General features: G+C 72.0%; 9 protein-coding genes and 1 pseudogene. 2 read left to right on the top strand and 8 right to left on the bottom strand.

The window, feature by feature from the left end:
- Positions 1–268: 268 nt before the first annotated feature.
- The 7 genes from ABZT03_RS09010 to ABZT03_RS08980 all read right to left on the bottom strand — a co-directional run bounded on the left by ABZT03_RS09010 (position 269) and on the right by ABZT03_RS08980 (position 11,413).
- Positions 269–1,717 (bottom strand): MFS transporter, encoded by a 1,449-nt coding sequence (locus ABZT03_RS09010; protein WP_356035566.1) that lies wholly within the window; start codon positions 1,715–1,717, stop codon positions 269–271.
- A complete protein-coding gene (locus tag ABZT03_RS09005) occupies positions 1,714–3,606 on the bottom strand; it encodes a glycoside hydrolase family 15 protein (RefSeq protein ID WP_356035563.1) in 1,893 nt (630 codons plus the stop codon). Before ABZT03_RS09005 ends, ABZT03_RS09010 begins: the two co-directional genes overlap by 4 nt.
- Before the next feature lie 300 nt (positions 3,607–3,906).
- A complete protein-coding gene (locus tag ABZT03_RS09000) occupies positions 3,907–6,561 on the bottom strand; it encodes a discoidin domain-containing protein (protein WP_356035560.1) in 2,655 nt (884 codons plus the stop codon).
- Positions 6,558–8,300, bottom strand: coding sequence for a DUF2264 domain-containing protein (locus tag ABZT03_RS08995; protein WP_356035558.1), 1,743 nt, complete (start codon positions 8,298–8,300; stop codon positions 6,558–6,560). Before ABZT03_RS08995 ends, ABZT03_RS09000 begins: the two co-directional genes overlap by 4 nt.
- On the bottom strand, positions 8,300–9,166 hold the full coding sequence (locus ABZT03_RS08990) for a carbohydrate ABC transporter permease (protein WP_356035555.1): 867 nt from the start codon (positions 9,164–9,166) through the stop codon (positions 8,300–8,302). Before ABZT03_RS08990 ends, ABZT03_RS08995 begins: the two co-directional genes overlap by 1 nt.
- A gap of 4 nt (positions 9,167–9,170) precedes the next feature.
- On the bottom strand, positions 9,171–10,115 hold the full coding sequence (locus ABZT03_RS08985) for a sugar ABC transporter permease (RefSeq protein ID WP_356035553.1): 945 nt from the start codon (positions 10,113–10,115) through the stop codon (positions 9,171–9,173).
- Positions 10,112–11,413 carry an extracellular solute-binding protein gene (locus tag ABZT03_RS08980; protein WP_356035550.1) on the bottom strand — a complete coding sequence of 434 codons (1,302 nt, stop codon included), beginning with the start codon at positions 11,411–11,413 and terminating at the stop codon, positions 10,112–10,114. The genes ABZT03_RS08985 and ABZT03_RS08980 overlap by 4 nt, the downstream gene beginning before the upstream one ends.
- A gap of 98 nt (positions 11,414–11,511) precedes the next feature.
- Between ABZT03_RS08980 and ABZT03_RS08975 the strand changes: the two genes are divergently transcribed.
- Entirely contained in the window at positions 11,512–12,561 is a 1,050-nt protein-coding gene (locus tag ABZT03_RS08975; RefSeq protein ID WP_356035548.1) for a LacI family DNA-binding transcriptional regulator, read from the top strand.
- Between the two features lie 95 nt (positions 12,562–12,656).
- Positions 12,657–13,532: pseudogene (locus ABZT03_RS08970) on the top strand (AAA family ATPase); the annotation flags it as partial.
- A 118-nt stretch (positions 13,533–13,650) separates the two neighbouring features.
- On the opposite strand, the gene ABZT03_RS08965 reads toward ABZT03_RS08970, so the two are convergent.
- Positions 13,651–15,990: a hypothetical protein gene (locus ABZT03_RS08965; protein ID WP_356035545.1), complete on the bottom strand. Its 2,340-nt coding sequence runs from the start codon at positions 15,988–15,990 to the stop codon at positions 13,651–13,653.
- Between the last annotated feature and the right edge of the window lie 88 nt (positions 15,991–16,078).

The following is a 16,078-nucleotide window of genomic DNA, read 5'->3' as shown; positions in this document are numbered from 1 at the left end:
TTCAGACGAAGGCCGCCTCCGTGTACGACAGTTACCGGACCGAGTGATCAAGTTCGACCTGCCATTCGACGCCGAACGTTAAAGATCAAGCTAAGGGCTGTCCCGTAATCCGCGGTGGGTCAGCGCGCGGCGTCAGATGCGGTGCATCGCAAGGCGGAGGGTCGTCCTCATACTGGGCGTATGCGGGCGATCCGACAACGCGGCGAGGTGCCGTAGCTGGCGTCGTGCGCCCGCCGGGGATTACGGGACAGCCCTTAGCGTCCTCGGTTCACCCGCCCGGGCCCCGTGGCCGGCTCGGGGCGGTCCGCCGGTCCTGCCCGGTCGGCGCGGTGGCCCGCGGGAGGAAGGCGGCGGCGGCCAGGCCACCGAGCCCGACGACGGCGAGGACGACCATGGCGGTGGCGTAGGCGTTCTTCGACAGGCCGGCGACGAGGATCGTGCCGGCGATGGCGGTGCCGAAGGACGACCCGAGGTTGGACACGCTGCGGGAGAGGCCGGAGATCTCCCCCTGGCGCTTCTCGGGGAACGCGGACTGGACGACGTTGACCGAGGGAGTCAGCATCACGCCCAGCCCGAGACCGATCAACAGCAGGCCGGGAGCGAACGCCCAGGGCCCGGCCGAGCCCGCGACCAGGGCGATCAGGACGCCGATCCCGACGACGGACAGCACGAACCCGGCCATGATCAGGGTGCGTTGCGACCACCGCTTCGCCAGGCGCTCGGCGGCGAGCGAGGAGGCCAGCAGACCGACGGTGGCCGCGGTGAAGATCACGCCGGTCTGTACGGCGTCGTAGCCGCGGACGACCTGGAGGAACGCGGCCACGGTGAACGAGGTGCCCATGAGCAGCAGCCACTGGGCGTTCTGGGTGACGAGGCCGAGGTTGGACACGCGGTCGCGGAACAGGCCGGTCGACAGCAGCGGTTCCCGCCCGGCCCGCTCCTCGCCGCGCACCCACCGCAGGAACCAGACCAGGACGAGCGCTCCCGCCACCAACAGGCCGGCCATCAGCCACAGGTTGTCGTCGGCGGCGAGGATGCCCGTCACGATCAGCACCAGACCCGCCGCGGAGAGCACGGCGCCGCGGACGTCGAAGTGCCGGCCCGGGTCGGGCGGCAGCGGATCGTCGAGCGACAGACTCAGGACGATGATCACCACGATCACCAGCGCCTGGAAGACGAACGCCGCGCGCCAGCTGATCGCCGAGGTGATCAGACCGCCGATGAGCGGCCCCGCCGCCGCCCCGACGCCGCCGGCGGCCATCACGATGCCGAACGCGCGGGCGCGTGAGGTGAGGTCGGTGAAGAGCAGGGTGGTCAGGATGTAGACCGGTGGGATCAGCAGGGCGGTCCCGACACCTTCGAGGATCGAGTTGCCCAGGATCAGCACGCCGAGCCCGGGGGAGACGGCACTGAGCACCGCCCCGGCCCCGTAGACGGTGAGGCCGATCAGGAAGCAGCGTTTGCGGCCCAGGATGTCGGTCAGTTTGCCGCCGGGGATCATCAGCGCGGCCATGACCAGCAGGAAGATCGTGATGGCGACCTGGACGCCCTGGACGGTCGTGTCGAGGTCGTCGCTGATGTCGTTGATCATCACGTTCATGTTCGACCCGGCGAAGCTGCAGATGAACTGCGCCAGGGCCAGGGGGGCCAGCACGCGCCCGCCCGGGCCGGCCCGCGACGGGGTGCGGGAACCGGCCGGTGGTGTCCGCTCGGTCATGGTCCCGCGTACCTCGCGTCCTGTCGTGGGTTCAGCCGGCCAGTGGGGGGCAGGCCCTCCTTTCGGTCGAGTTCCTCGTCCAGCGCGATCGCCGCGTCGATGAGGGCCAGGTGGGTGAACGCCTGGGGGAAGTTGCCGAGTTGCTCACCGGACGGCCCGATCTCCTCGGCGAAGAGCCCGACGTGGTTGGCGTAGGTGAGCATCTTGTCGAAGGCGTAACGGGCCTGGTCGATGCGGCCGGCCTTGGCGAGGGCCTGGACGTAGAGGAAGCTGCACAGGTTGAAGGTGCCCTCGGAACCCTGGAGGCCGTCGGGGGAGGCGGCCGGGTCGTAGCGGTAGACGAGGCTGTCGCTGACGAGTTCCGTGTCCATCGCGTCGAGGGTGGTCAGCCAGTCGGGGTCGGTCGGGGCGATGAACCCGACGCGCGGCATGAGCAGCAGGGAGGCGTCGAGGACGTCCGTGTCGTAGTGCTGCACGAAGGCGCGGCGCTTCTCGCTCCAGCCGCGGTCCACGATCTGGCGGAAGACCGTGTCGCGGACGGTGACCCAGCGGGCCAGGTCGGCGGGGCGGGAGTGGGCCGTCGCGAGCTCCACGCCGCGGTCGAACGCCACCCACGTCATGAGCCGGCTGTAGGTGAAGTCCTGGCGGCCGCCGCGGGTCTCCCAGATGCCCTCGTCGGGACGGTCCCAGTGCTCGGCCAGCCAGTCCAGGACGTCCGCGAAGACCTTCCAGCCGCGGATGCCGCCGATGTCCCCCGCCTGGGCGAGGGCGTAGGCGGCCTCGCCGTAGATGTCGAGCTGGATCTGGTCGGCGGCGGCGTTGCCGGCCCGGACCGGGGCGGAGCGGCGGTAGCCCTCCAGGTGGCTGAGGATCTCCTCCGTCAGATGGGGTTCGCCGTCGACGCGGTACATGATCTGCAGCGGTTCTCCCGAGGTGCCGGCACCGGCGTCCAGGCGGGCGCGCAGCCAGCGGCGGAAGGCGTTCGCCTCGTCGGTGAAGCCCAGGTCGATCAGCGCGCGGACCGAGAGGGAGGCGTCGCGGATCCAGGTGTAGCGGTAGTCCCAGTTGCGTTCGCCGCCGACCTGCTCGGGCAGCCCCATCGTGGCGGCGGCGATCGGCGCGCCGGTGGGGGCGTAGGTGAGGAGCTTGAGGGTGATCGCGGAGCGCATGACCATCTCGTGCCAGCGGCCGCGGTAGCGGCAGGAGCGCAGCCAGGTCAGCCAGAAGGTGCGGCAGGCGTCGAAGGACGCGGTGACCGACTCGGCGTCGGGGGCCGCGCCGCCGGGGCGCCCGCCGCGGGTACCGGCGTCGCCGCTCTCGCTGGTGAGGACGATCGCGGCCCGCTGGCCCGCGTGCAGGGTGAAGCGGGCGGTGACGTCGTTGCCGTCGGGCCGGAGTTCGACCGGGGCGGTGGCCTGCAGGTGCAGGTCGGTGTCGGGGCCCCGGAACAGGACGGACCCCTCGTCGAGGCGGTCCAGGGAGTGATCGGCACGGCCGTAGTCGAAGCGGGGCCGGCAGATCAGCTCGAACGGCAGGCTGCCGCGCACCACACGGGCCACCCGGACCAGGCGGTGCGTGGCGGACGGTGTCGTGGAGGGGTCGGGCTCCATGAAGTCGACGACCTCACCGACGCCGTCGGGCGCCATGTAGCGCGTCACCAGCACGGCCGTGTCCGACAGGTAGAGCTGACGGACGGTGACCTCGTCCCCGGCGTCGGCGGCGAGCCGGCAGTGACCGCCGCGGTCGCTGTCGAGCAGCGAGGCGAACAGGCTGGGGGAGTCGAACCTCGGGACGCACCACCAGTCGATCGTGCCGTCGGCGGCGATGAGTGCCGCGGTCTGCAGGTCGCCGACCAGTCCGTGGTCGGCGATCGGCGGGTAGTCGTCCATGACTGCTCCTCATGGTGCGGCGCACGCGGGGGCGCACCGCGGTCCGGCCCGGTCCGCGGGGGGTGGAGGGCCGGGGTGCTACGGCACCGGGAACGCCGGCGCGGCCTGGCGGAGCCCCGCCCGGGCGGGCGGTCTGAGTCCATCGTGCGTCCGGCGCCCCCCGGCCGCACGCCCGGCCGGCGCCACGCGGCGAGGGTCGGTCCCGTTCGCGGGGTCCGGTGGCGGGCCGCCGCGCACGCACGGACCGGGCAGCGGGTTCGGTGCCCGCTGCCCGGTCCGTGCGTGGTGTGGTGCGGTGCGTCAGGAGCGGAGGGTCAGCCAGTCGAGCGCGGCGACCGGGCCGTCCCCCTTCGCCACCACATAGAGGTCGTGCGTGCCGGTGATCGCCCGTCGCAGGGTCACCGACTGTTCCTGCCAGCCGGCGGTGCCCGTGACGGGCACCACCGCGGCCACCGGACCGTCCGCCGCGTCGAGGCGGACCTGGAGCGAGCAGTGGCCGGCGCAGGCGGGCGCGAGACGCACGGTGAGGTGGCGGCCGCGGACGTCGGCCGAGCGGAAGCCCAGCCGGTCACCGGAGCCGAGGACGCCGGTGGCCGCCGTGCCGCGTCCCGTCCCCCGCACCGACGTGGCCTGTTCGGCCTGGAGCGTCGAGGCGGTGTCGGGCCCGTCGCCGTAGAGCCGGATGTCGTTGACGACCCAGGGGGCCGGTCCGCTCGCGGTGAGGGTGAGGCGAAGGTAGCGGGCCGTGGTGCGGCGAGCGAGGACCGCGTCCTGGGTGAAGGAGCGGCCCGAGACCCGGGCGAGAGGGTCACCGAAGTGCGTGCCGTCGCCGCTGACGGACAGCGTGAAGCCGTACGGCTGTCCGCTGGTGTCGCGGCCCGCGTCGAGGGAGAGCCGGCGGAAGGTCTTGCTCTCGCCGAGGTCGACGGTCAGCGACTGCCCGGCGCTCTGCGGCGCGGCGCCGGTCCAGCGGGTGTTGATGTCGCCGTCGACGGTGGCGGACGCGTCCGTGCCGTCGCTCGCGGTGGCGGTCCAGTTGCCGTGGCGTACCCGCTGCTGGCAGCCTGGCAGGTCGCAGCCCGTCGACCAGACGGGCGCCCCGTACTCGTAGGCGCCCTGGTCGGGGGCCGCGCCCACGACGTCGGTGGTGATGCCGTCGATCGTCTCGCCCGCGTCGATGGCGGGTGAGCCGGGCGTCAGCCACAGTTCGCCGTTGACGGCGTCGGTGTAGCCGGGCCGGTCGCTGATCAGGTTGGAGCGGACCACCGGCAGCGGATCGCCGGTCTTCGTGGCGCTGACCGGTTTGGGCCCCACGATGTTGCTGAAGTACGACCCCGAGGCGTCCGTCGCGCCGCCCAGGGAAACGGAGTTGACGTTGATGCCGACGCCGTAGCTGGAGTTGTGGTCCTCGTTGGCGATGCTCGGACCGGTGTGGCCGTTGAAGAACACGCCTCGACTGCCGGTGTTCCAGGCGACGTTGTGGTGCAGCCTGAAGTGGCCGGAGTAGTTGTCGACGTAGAGGCCGTTCTGGCCGTCGGCGTCGTGCGCGGTGTTGTGGTCGATGGAGGTTCCCGAGCCGTTGAGGCTGCAGCAGACGTAGAAGGGGGAGCCGTCGCGGGAGGTGCGCATCGCTTCGGAGAGGTCGTTGTAGGCGATGCGGTTGTCGTGGAACTCGGTGCCGTTGAGCTGCCAGGCGGTGTCGATGGCGGCCCGGCCGGTGCGCCGGATGGTGTTGTGGGTGACCGCGTGGCCGTTGCCGTTGATCTCGATGCCGGGCGTGTAGCTGCCCATCCAGCCGACGTCGTGGACGTAGTTGTCGGTGACGGTGTTGCCGGTGCCGCGGACCAGGACGCCGTTTCCGGCCGAGCGGCTGATCTCGCTGTGTTCCAGGGTGTTGCCGCTGCCGAGGATCTGGACGCCCGAGTCGAGGATGCGGGAGGCCACGATGTGGCCCTCGAAGGGCGGGATGGCGAGGTCGCTGTCGGCCGGCATGGGCAGTGTGGAGAACTCGGAGATGTCGGTCGCGTGCAGGGCGTCCACGACAACGCCGGTGCTGTCGGCGCCCGTTCGCAGGGAGGTGCCCCGCAGGTTCAGGCCGCGCACGGTGACGTGGGAGCTGTGGCTCAGGTCGACGCCCCACAGCCGGTGCTTGGCGGTCACCGTGTGTCCGGCGAGGCCGCCCTTCGGGGGGACGAGGTACAGCCGGTGCGCGGTGCGGTCGTAGTACCACTCTCCCGGCTGGTCGAGGGCCGCCTTCGATCCGACGAGGTAGTAGTTGCGGTAGGTCTGGTTGCCCATGCACAGGGGCGGGCAGCGGTAGTTGCCGCCCTTGAAGTCGAGTTGGCCGTGTGCGGCGGCGGTGACCGTGCCGGTCTGCTGGGCCCAGGGGTTGGAGCCCGCCCACAGGTGGACGGTGGCGCCGGTCCAGTCGGCGTCGGGCAGGTCGGTGTCGTCGATGTGCTGGTCGGTGGAGGTGGTGTCGGCCTCGGCCCAGGTGGCGTTCAGCGGATCGGCGCCGGAGTTGGGCCAACGACCCTCCGCAGCCCGTGTGTTGTCCAGGAACACCGCGTTGAAGTCCGGGTCGAGGGGCAGCCGGGTGTCGGTGGCGACCAGTCCGCCGCCGGCGTTCTTCCAGCCGGTCACGGGCTCGGTCCCGTCGACGGTCACCGTGCCGTAGCCGTAGGCGGCGAGGGTGATCCGGGCGCTCTCGGTGCCGGAGGGCGGGGTGAGTTGTTCACGGTAGGTGCCGTGGTGGATCAGGCAGGTGTCGCCGGGGCGGACCCGGTCCAGGCAGGCGCCGATGGTGCGCAGCGGACGGCTCTGCGAGCCGGACGCGTGGTCGCTGCCCTTGGTGCTCACGTGGTAGGTCTGGCCGGGTGTCGCCGCGTGCGCCTGGACCGGCAGGGCCAGGAGCGCGGTCACGGCGGCCAGCACGGACAGGTGTCTCAGTCTCATGTCCCGTCTCCAGTCGTCGGATGTGCGGTGGTCGGGGGGTGTCGCCAGGCGTTCTCGGCCTCGGGGCCGGCCGGTGCGCCGAGCACGGCGCAGCGCAGCCAGTGCTCGCCGGGCGGGAGCCGGCCGCTGAGCACGGGCATCGCGGTGCGGCGAGCGAGGACGTTCGTACCGGGCAGGCAGTCGACGACCTCGCCCCGGCGCCGGCCGTCGAGGTCCCGCAGTCCGGTGAGTCCCGCGGGGGCCGACACCCGGGCCTGTGCCGGCCCGGCGCCCCGGTCGGTGGCCGCGTCCCGGTCGACGGCGAAGCCGCCCTCGGCGCTGTGCAGGGCGCGGCCGGTGCGGACGCGGTGGGTGCGCACGTGCCAGGGCGCTGCGGCCGTCAGCCAGGTGGTGATCTCCACGTCGGGCCACGGGTGCCAGGTGCTGAGGACCGTGTCCGCGGTGACGTAGGACGCGGCCGGCTCCTCGCGCACCCGGTAGTGCGCCCCGCCGTCGTCGCTGAGCGCCAGCATCGAGTCGTGGGCGCCCTGTTCGAGTCCGAGGCCGCCGCCGGGCAGGCTGAAGCCGAAGCGGGACGAGTAGGCGAACTTGGCGTACTTCTCCGCCCCGTGCCGCACCCACGGATGGTGCTGGCGGCCGGCGAGCAGGGTGACGTCACCGGAGGCGCGCATCAGGACCGCCCCGGCGTGCGGCTGCGCGCTGACGGTGGGCAGGACGGGCGGCTCCGTCTCCTCCGCCGTCCAGAACGCGTGCCGCTCCGGCAGGGCCAGCGGCAGGAACGCCTTCAGCGACCAGTACGGCGAACCCGGCGCGTTGTACTGCTCGGCCAGCGCCGGCTGCGGGTAGCCGTAGCCGATGGACAGCAGGCCGTCGGGTCCGCTCACCGGCCGTCCGCGCCACCAGCGCAGGTGCCGCAGCAGGTACCCCTTGACGACATCCCACGGCAGGGCGTCCACACCGGCGAACGGCAGCGCGCCCCAGAAGGCGGCCTGCGCCCAGCGGTAGGTGAGGCTGCGGCCGTAGGGGACGGCGGCGCCGTCGTCGGCGAACCAGTGCCGGAAGTCGAGGGCGAACCGGGCGGCCCGTTCCCTGAAGCGGTCGCCGCCGGTGAGGGTGTCGTGCAACAGCCCGTAGTAGTGCATCGCCCAGGGCACGTAGTAGTCGCGCCGTTCGGTGGGGCCGTCGGCGTACCAGCCGTCGCCGAGCCAGAAGGTCTCCAGGCGGTCGAGACGCGCGGTGGTCAGCGCGTGGTCGTAGGACACCCCGACCCGGTCCAGGCCGAGGCCGACGAGGACCGGGAAGAAGTGCCAGTTGTTGTCGGAGACCTCCCGGTGCAGCGCGCTGCGCAACCACCGCGCCAGCCGGTCGCGTTCGGGGCCGCTCAGCGGGTCCCACCACTGCTCCGGGGCGAGCGCGAGGGCGAAGCCGATGGCGGCCATCTCCACGAGGCGCTGGTCGTGGTCGGCCGGCTGGCCCCAGTACTCGGGATGGGCGGGATCACTGCCGTGCGCGAGTCCCCGCGCCCACAACTCGGCGTGCGGCACGGCATGGCCGCCCGCCGCGAGGGGCGCAAGGCCCCACAACGGGCGGGCGAACGACTCCAGTTCGGCGGCGGTGTCGTCATGGATGGCGGTGTTCACGCCGAGCCTGACCCGCGCCCGGCCCGGGCTGAAGCGGGGAACGACGGGCGCCACCAGGTCGCGGACGTGGTCGGCGAGTTCGGAGCGTACGTCGGCCATCAGCCCTTCTCCGCCCCGGCCAGCAGCCCGGTGCGCAGGAAGCGCTGGGCGAGCACGAAACCGATCAGCAGCGGCGCGCAGGCCACCAGCCCTGCCAGGGCCGCCTCCGGCTGGTGGATGTCGAGGTCGGCGAAGCCGCTGGAGTTGTTGACCGCGCCCGTCGACTGGAGCAGGGACATGAGGCCGAGCTGGAGGGTGAAGGTGCGGTCGTCGGAGAGCATCACGAAGGGCAGGAAGAAGTCGGTCCAGCAGCGCACGAAGCCGAAGAAGGCGATCAGCGCGATGGCGGGCCGTGCCAGGGGCACCGCGACCGACCAGAACAGCCGCAGCTCGCTCGCCCCGTCGACCCGTCCGGCGTCCAGCAGGCTGTCGGGCAGGTTCGCCCGGAAGTGCAGGAAGGCCAGGTAGACGCCGAAGGGGTAGAACGACAGGGGCAGGATCACCGACCAGACGGTGCCGGTGAGGTCCAGTGCCGACATCTCCAGGTACAGCGGGAGCACCAGTGCGGCGGGAGGCAGGATCATCGTCACCACCGACAGGGTGAGGAGCATACGGCGGCCGGCGAAGTCGTGTTTGGCGAGCACATAGCCCGCGGGCACACACAGCAGCAGGGCGAGGGCCACGCTGCCCGCCGCGTAGAGGATCGAGTTGCCGATCCACAGGGTGATCTCGCCGTCGTTGTACGACGTGAGGTGCGACCAGGCGTCGCCGACGTTGCCCAGGGAGCCGAATCCGAGCGGCGAGCCGGTCATCAGGTCGTCGGCGGTGCGGGTGGGTGCCAGCAGCAGCCAGAGCAGGGGCAGTCCGAAGAAGGCGGCGGCACCGCACAGGAACAGGGCGCGGGTGCCGCGTGAGAGAACGGTCATCGTCTCACCGGGAGTCGGAGGAGTCGGTGGCGTACATGTGCGTACGGGTGATCACGATCCAGGCGGCCAGGACACCGACCGCGAGCATGGCCAGGGACAAGGCGGCGGCCTTGCCGAAGTCGCCGTCCTGGGTGGCGTAGACGTAGGCGAGCTGGTTGACGGACCAGGTGGGGCTGATCTGGCCGGGGGCGCCGGTGGACAGCACGGTCGGCTCGACGAACACCTGGCTGCCGGAGGCGAAACTGGAGATCAGCACGAACGCGACGTAGGTGCGGACCATGGGCAGTTTGACGTGCCACATGGTGCGCCACGCCGAGGCGCCGTCGACCTGCGCGGCCTCCAGGACATCCCTCGGGAGGGCGTTGAGCGCCCCGTACAGGACCACGATCCAGCCGCCCGCGTGCACCGCGACGCCCATCACGGTGAGGACGGCGAGGAGGCTCCCGCCGGACAGGGCGTCCGTGGCGCTCCCGACGTCCATCAGCTTGAGCAGGGGGGAGAAGGGGCTGCTGTCCGGGCTCACCATGAACAGCCACAGCAGGGCCGCGGCCGAGCCGGTGACCGCGCCGGGCAGGTAGTAGACGAGTTGCAGGGCGCTCGTGGTGCGGCCGGGGCGGGCGTGCAGGGTGAAGGCGAGGGACAGGACGGTCAGCAGCAGGACCGGCAGCCACAGCAGCAGATACGTCGTGACGTGGGCGGCCGCGTCGCCGAGCCGGTAGTCGCGGAACACGGCCGCCCAGTCGTGCCCGCCGGAGAAGGAGCCGTCGTGGACGAAGGAGGTCCACAGGGCGTATCCGGCGGGCGCCAGCCCGAAGACCACGAGGAACACCGTGTAGGGCCCGACGAGAATCCAGACCGCGGCTCCGCGGCCGAGGCGGCGCCGGCGGCGGGGTGCGGCCGGCGCCGCGGTGGCCGCCGCGGGAGGACGGGGTGCGGTGAGCGTCCTCATTCGGCCGTGTACCCGCTGGTCCTGGCCGCCGCCTCCAGTTTGTCCTGCCAACTCCGCAGGGCGGCGCGCGCGTCGCCGCCGGAGTCGAAGGCCTTGACGAGGGTGTCGTTGAAGCTGCTCTGCCAGTCGGCCTCGAAGCGGACGGCGCCGAAGCCGGGGCGCAGGGCGTTCGCCGCCGCCGAGAGGGCGGGCATCGGGTCGGAGGCGTAGTACGGGTCCTTCGACTTGGCTTCGCCCCACTTCTTCGCAGCCGCCGCGAAGGCGGGGTAAGTGGGCTGCTTGGACTGGAGGTTCACGTCGGTGGTCATCCAGCGCACCAGGTCGGCGGCGTCCTTGGTGCGGTCGCCGGCGTGCGCGGAGACGAGGAGGGCACCCCCGCCGACCTGTCCGGCGTACGGCTTGCTCTCGCCGGGCCAGGTCGGCATGGGGGCGGCGGCGATCCTGCCCTTGGGCACCTTGAAGGCGGGGCCGAACATGAAGTCGCCGAACCAGGCGGGGGCCGGCAGCATGAGGATCTTCTCGTTCTTGCCGAACTTGGAGAAGGCGGGGTCGATGGGCACGACCGTGGTGACGGCCTTCTCCCGGGCGAGGGGCTGCAGCAGGTCGGCGACCCGGGTGCACTCCGGTCGGGTCAGGTCGATGTGGACCTTGGTGAGGCTGAGGGTGTCGCGGGTGGGGCAGCCGCTGCTGCCGAAGTAGATACCGGCGCCGTACTTGCCGTTGACGGCTCCGACGAGGGTGCCGGGATGCTCCTTCGCCGCCTTGAGTCCGGTGCGCTGGTACGCGGCCCAGGTGGTGGGGACGGAGTAGCCGTACCGCCGCATGAGGGTCGTGTCGTACCACAGGACGGTGGGGGCGATGTCGTTGCGCAGGCAGTACGTCCTGCCGCCGAAGGTGCAGGTGTCGAGGGAGCCCGGCGTGAAGCCGTCGCGGACGGACTTCGGGACCAGGGTGTCGAGCGGGGCCGCGTAGCCGAACTTCCGGCCGGCGAGCGTGGCCGCCTCGGCGGGGTTGGCGAGGAAGACGACGTCGGGCCAGCCGCTGCCGGTCCGGTTGGCGAGGGAGATCTTGGTGGGCACGTAGCCGGCGTCCGGCGGGATCGTCACGATCCGCATCTTCAGGTCGGGGTGATCCTTCTTGTACTGCTGGGCCGCGGGCATCCGGGTGTTGTCCACCCAGACGAGTAACTCCCCTTTGCCGCCGCCCGAACCGCCGTCGGCATGGCCACCGGTTCCTCCGCATCCGCAGAGCACCAGAGCCGCGGCCGCGGCCAGGGAAGCCGCACGCCATCTCTTCATGGGGGACCACCTTTTCACCGGGAGCCGTATTCCGGGAACGAGGATTGCGATAAGTTTCGCAAAACGCGATCGCCCCGGAAACGTAGGAGATTCATCCGATGACGTCAACGGTTGGGACAAGATCCGACCAGGGAAGGCGGCGCACGCTGGCCGAAATCGCCCAACAGGCAGGCGTGTCGGTGTCCACGGTCTCCAAGGTGCTGCACAACAGATCCGATGTATCGGCGGAGACGCGAGCCAAGGTGCAGCGCCTGCTCGAACAGCACGGCTATCTGGCGAAGCATCGCCCGTCGGCCACCGCGGCCCCGCCCGGCGGACTGATCGACTTCGTCATCAACGAGCTCGACAGCCCCTGGGCGGTGGAACTCATCCGGGGCGCGGAGGACGTGCTGCACGACGCCGGAATGGGCATGGTCGTCTCCTCCACGCACGGCCGCACCAGACGCGCCCGGCAGTGGCTGGACTCGCTGGCCACTCGCCCCACCCGCGGAGCGATCCTCGTGGTGCCCGAACTGACACCCGAACAGCACGACGAGCTGGGCCGGTTGGGCATCCCGTACGCGCTGGTCACCCCGATCGACGAGCCCGCCCCCGGCACGCCCTGGGTGGGGGCGACCAACTGGCCCGGCGGACTGGCCGCGACCCGCCACCTCGTCGAGCTGGGCCACCGCCGCATCGCGATCATCAGCGGCCCGGAGCGCCGGCTCACCTCACGGGCACGGGTCGACGGCTACCGCTCGGCACTGGCCGAGGCCGGCCTGCCCTTCGACCCGCGACTCGTGCGCTACGGCGACTTCACCCACGGCCTCGCGCACCAACACGCCCTGCAGCTGCTGGCGTTGCCCGACCGCCCGACGGCGATCTTCGCGGGCAGCGACCACCAGGCCCTCGGCACCTACCGGGCGGCCGCCGAACTGGGCCTGCGCGTCCCGGCCGACGTCAGCGTGGTCGGCTTCGACGACCTGCCCTTCGCCGACTGGGTCACCCCGCGCCTCACGACGATCCGCACCCCCCTCGCCGACATGACCGCGCTCGCCGCCCGGATGGTGCTGCGCCTGCTGTCCGGCGAACAACCGGAGACGACCCGCGTGGAGGTGGCGACGGAACTGGTGATCCGGGAGAGCACCACCCGACCGCCGGCACTGTGAGCGCGGTGGAGGCGCGGAAGCGGTCGGGGGCTGGGTGGGCGCGTCGGCGGCGGCGGATCGGGTTGCCTACGGTCACGGTGACGGTCGCGCGGCCCGACGAGGTCCGGACGCTGCGGCGCGCGGACGCCCGGGCCTGGACGGTGTCCGACCTGCCGCTCCTGGACGCGGCGCGGCAGCGGCTTGGCGACCCCGAGGCGTCACGGCGCAGACGGCGGCACGAGGCTGCTGTCGCCGTCGAACACGAACGCATGACCAGGGTCGTCGACGACCTGATCGCGGTCGCCGACGACGAGTACGGGACGGGCCTGGTGACCATGCTGCGCGGTGAGGACTTCCACGACGTCCTGGTCGACGAGGCCGCGTCGCCCGCCGCCGAAGCGGACCTGCTCGCCGGTCCGTTCGCGCACATCGTCGTGGACGAGGCACAGGAACTGACCGACGCCGAATGGCAGATGCTGCTCCTGCGCTGCCCCTCCAGGAGCTTCACCATCGTCGGGGACCGGGCCCAGGCCCGGCACGGGTTCACGCAGTCGTGGCAGGAGCGGCTCGAACGCATCGGGCTCGACCGGGTCCGCCTGGCCTCGCTGAGCGTCAACTACCGCACCCCGCAAGAGGTCATGGCGGAGGCCGAACCGGTCATCAGGGCCGCGCTCCCGGACGCCGACGTGCCGACCTCCGTCCGCGGCAGCGGCCAACCCGTCGTCCACGGGTCCACCGCCGAGCTGCGGCCGATCCTCGACACCTGGCTCGCGGACCACGCCGACGGGGTCGCCTGCGTCATCGGCGACCCCGACTTCCGGACGACGTCCCGGGTCCGGTCACTGACGCCGGCACTGTCCAAGGGGCTGGAGTTCGACCTGGTGGTCCTCGTCGACCCGCAGCGGTTCGGCGACGGCATCGAGGGCACCGTCGACCGCTATGTCGCGATGACCCGCGCGACCCGGCGGCTGGTCGTCCTCACGAGCGACTGACGCCGGCCGGGCGACGGCGTACCCGGGCCGGACCGACGCGCCGCTCACCGCCTTCGGTCCGCCCGGGCTTCTCCACGGCCGCGGGCCGGCCCGCGCTCCCAGCCGGCCGCGGCTCGGGTCAGGCGGGCAGCCCCCAGGGCGTCCAGGACCCCAGGGACGGCACGTCCCTCGGGCCCCGGCCGGCGGCTCCCCCGCGTGGGGTGATCAGGGCGGTGTCGCCGCGCGGGAGCCGTATCCCGACGCGGCCGGGAGCCGTCTCCTTCCACGGCAGGGGCCGGCCGAGCTGGTCGCGCACCCGGATCTCGCCCGGTATGCCGTGCTGGAGGGTCAGCGGCGCGCCCGCCTCGCTGTGCACCCGGACCCACCGCGTCGTACCGCCCGCGCGGTCCGCGTCGACGAGGAACGCGCCCTGGGTGCGCAGCGACGCGAAGGACGCGTCGGGCCAGCGCGAGGACACCGAGGGGAAGACCTTCAGCACGCCGTCGTGGCCCTGGACCGCCATGTCGAGCAGGGACTGGGCGGCGGACAGCGGGCTCTCCAGCGCGAAGTTGCGGCCCTCGCGGTACATGGTGTTGGGCGTCATCGCGCAGTCCGCGACGACGTTGAGATCGGTGAAGAAGGTCAGGTGGTCGAGGGCCTTCTCCGGCTGGTCCATCACCGAGTACATGGACGAGACCGTCGCGTAGCTGTAGCCGTGCCAGGCCTCCTGCATCGAGACCCAGTGCTCGACGCTGCGCCGCATCACGTCACGGTCCGCCGGCCGGTCCCAGACGCGCTCGCGCAGCGGGTACAGCCACAGCAGGTGCGAGTGGTGGCGGTGCGAGTCGGCGAGCGGCACGTCCCGGCCGATCAGCACGCCCGTGGCGGGGTCCTCGGCGTACGGCGTGAGGCGCTCGGCGATGTCCCGCCACCGGCCGGCGCGCGGATCGTCCACGCCCAGCAGCCGTGCCGAGTCGAGCAGGGTGCGTGCGCCCCAGCGGATCAGGGACAGGTCGTAGGTGCAGTCCGCCGCGTTGGCGTACTCGGGGGAGCGGGTGGTGAGCAGGTGGAGCCTGCCGTCGGAGCCCTCGTGCAGGAAGTGGCCGTAGAAGTTGATGGCCTTGGCGAGGACGGGGAACACCACGTCCCGCAGGACGGAGCGGTCCATGGTGTGGCGGTAGGCCTGCCAGACGTTGTGCAGCGCCCAGGTGAGGTTGCCGAAGTTGTCGGAGATGTGGTCGCTGCCGGGTGCGCCGACGTCGTAGAGGTCACCGGCGCGCAGCTGCCAGTCGGACGGGTGGCCGAGGGCGTAGCTCTCGCCGTCGCGGTAGGCGACCGGGACGGACGTCGGCAGGTTCTTCTCGAATCGCGCGAACGTGCTGGTGACGGAGTCGAGTTCGAGGTGGTTGGAGCCGAGGACCGGGGCCATGCCGATCTGTACGTTGAGGTTCCACCACACGGCGGTCCAGTTGTTGCCGATCTCGGGGAACCAGGGTCCCCACTCGGAGATGGTCGGGCCGCCGGAACGCGTCGCGGACGCCAGTTTGTACAGCTGGATCAGGTAGAAGGCCTGAAGTCGCTTGTCCGGTACGGAGAGGAGGCTGCGCCGGTAGTAGCGGTGCCACCAGTCGCGGTGGCGGGCGACCAGGGCGTCGAGGCCGGTGGCGAGGGTGCGGTCGACGGCGCGGCGGGCGTCGCGGGTCGTGGCGTCCAGGTCGCCCGGGTGGCGGTAGACGAGGTGGGCGGCCAGCAACCTGCCTGTGCCCCGGCGCAGTTCGCGCCAGGCCGTGGTCCAGCCGCCGCCGGCGAGCAGGGGCTGCGCCACATGGCCCTCGCTCACCGTCGAGGAGGTCACCGGGTCGGGGTTGGGGGTGTATTCGGGGGGTTTCCCCGAGGTGCGGGTGGTCGCGGCGGGCAGCCAGGTGAACGTCCAGGCGGCGCTCTCCTCGCCGGGGCTCGGCCTGGTGGAGACGAGCAGTGCGCCGCTGTCGTTGTGGACCAGCGCCGTGAACGCGAGACTTCCCCGCGTGGTCGTGACGGTGCCCCGCAGTTCCGCGTCGTACAGGTCCAGCGTCCAGTCGACGGCGGTGACGTCCCCGGCGAGTGTGAGGGTGAAGTACCCGATGGGCAGCCGCGAGTAGCCGATGCCGCCGCGCCACTGCCCGCGCTGGTCCTGCACCTGGCTGTGACTCAGCATCAGCTTCAGCGAGTTCGTCCGCTCGCCGGCGTACAGCTGGGCGCCGAGGAACCCGTTGGCGAGGAAGGGACCGTCCTGCCAGCCGGTCGGGAGCCGGCGCCAGACCGGGGAGGCGGCTCGGGTCGTCCTCTCGTAGGGGTCCCGGTCCCAGCCGGCCGGGCCGGACGTGCCGGCGGCCTCCTCCGGGGAGGCCCACGCGGTGGCGGACGAGGCCGACCACAGGGCGGTGGACCCCGTGGCCGCGGTGGTGCCGATGAAGCGTCTGCGGGACAGCTCGGTCACGTAGGACCTCCGGTCGGTGGCACGCCGGTGACACGGCGGCGGGCGGATGCCTGACGGTGGTTCTCATGCATGGCAGCTGTTCCGCCGC

Source organism: Streptomyces sp. NPDC005574 (assembly GCF_040605435.1).
In the GTDB taxonomy this organism is placed as follows: Bacteria; Actinomycetota; Actinomycetes; order Streptomycetales; family Streptomycetaceae; genus Streptomyces.
The sequence above is the reverse complement of the archived record's forward strand: the minus strand, read 5'-3'. Positions and strand labels throughout refer to the sequence as shown.

Excerpts from the sequence above, each read along its gene's own strand:
- ABZT03_RS09010 (WP_356035566.1), bottom strand. The coding sequence starts at position 1,717 with ATGACCGAGCGGACACCACCGGCCGGTTCCCGCACCCCGTCGCGGGCC.
- ABZT03_RS09005 (WP_356035563.1), bottom strand. The coding sequence starts at position 3,606 with ATGGACGACTACCCGCCGATCGCCGACCACGGACTGGTCGGCGACCTG.
- ABZT03_RS09000 (WP_356035560.1), bottom strand. The coding sequence starts at position 6,561 with ATGAGACTGAGACACCTGTCCGTGCTGGCCGCCGTGACCGCGCTCCTG.
- ABZT03_RS08995 (WP_356035558.1), bottom strand. The coding sequence starts at position 8,300 with ATGGCCGACGTACGCTCCGAACTCGCCGACCACGTCCGCGACCTGGTG.
- ABZT03_RS08990 (WP_356035555.1), bottom strand. The coding sequence starts at position 9,166 with ATGACCGTTCTCTCACGCGGCACCCGCGCCCTGTTCCTGTGCGGTGCC.
- ABZT03_RS08985 (WP_356035553.1), bottom strand. The coding sequence starts at position 10,115 with ATGAGGACGCTCACCGCACCCCGTCCTCCCGCGGCGGCCACCGCGGCG.
- ABZT03_RS08980 (WP_356035550.1), bottom strand. The coding sequence starts at position 11,413 with ATGAAGAGATGGCGTGCGGCTTCCCTGGCCGCGGCCGCGGCTCTGGTG.
- ABZT03_RS08975 (WP_356035548.1), top strand. The coding sequence starts at position 11,512 with ATGACGTCAACGGTTGGGACAAGATCCGACCAGGGAAGGCGGCGCACG.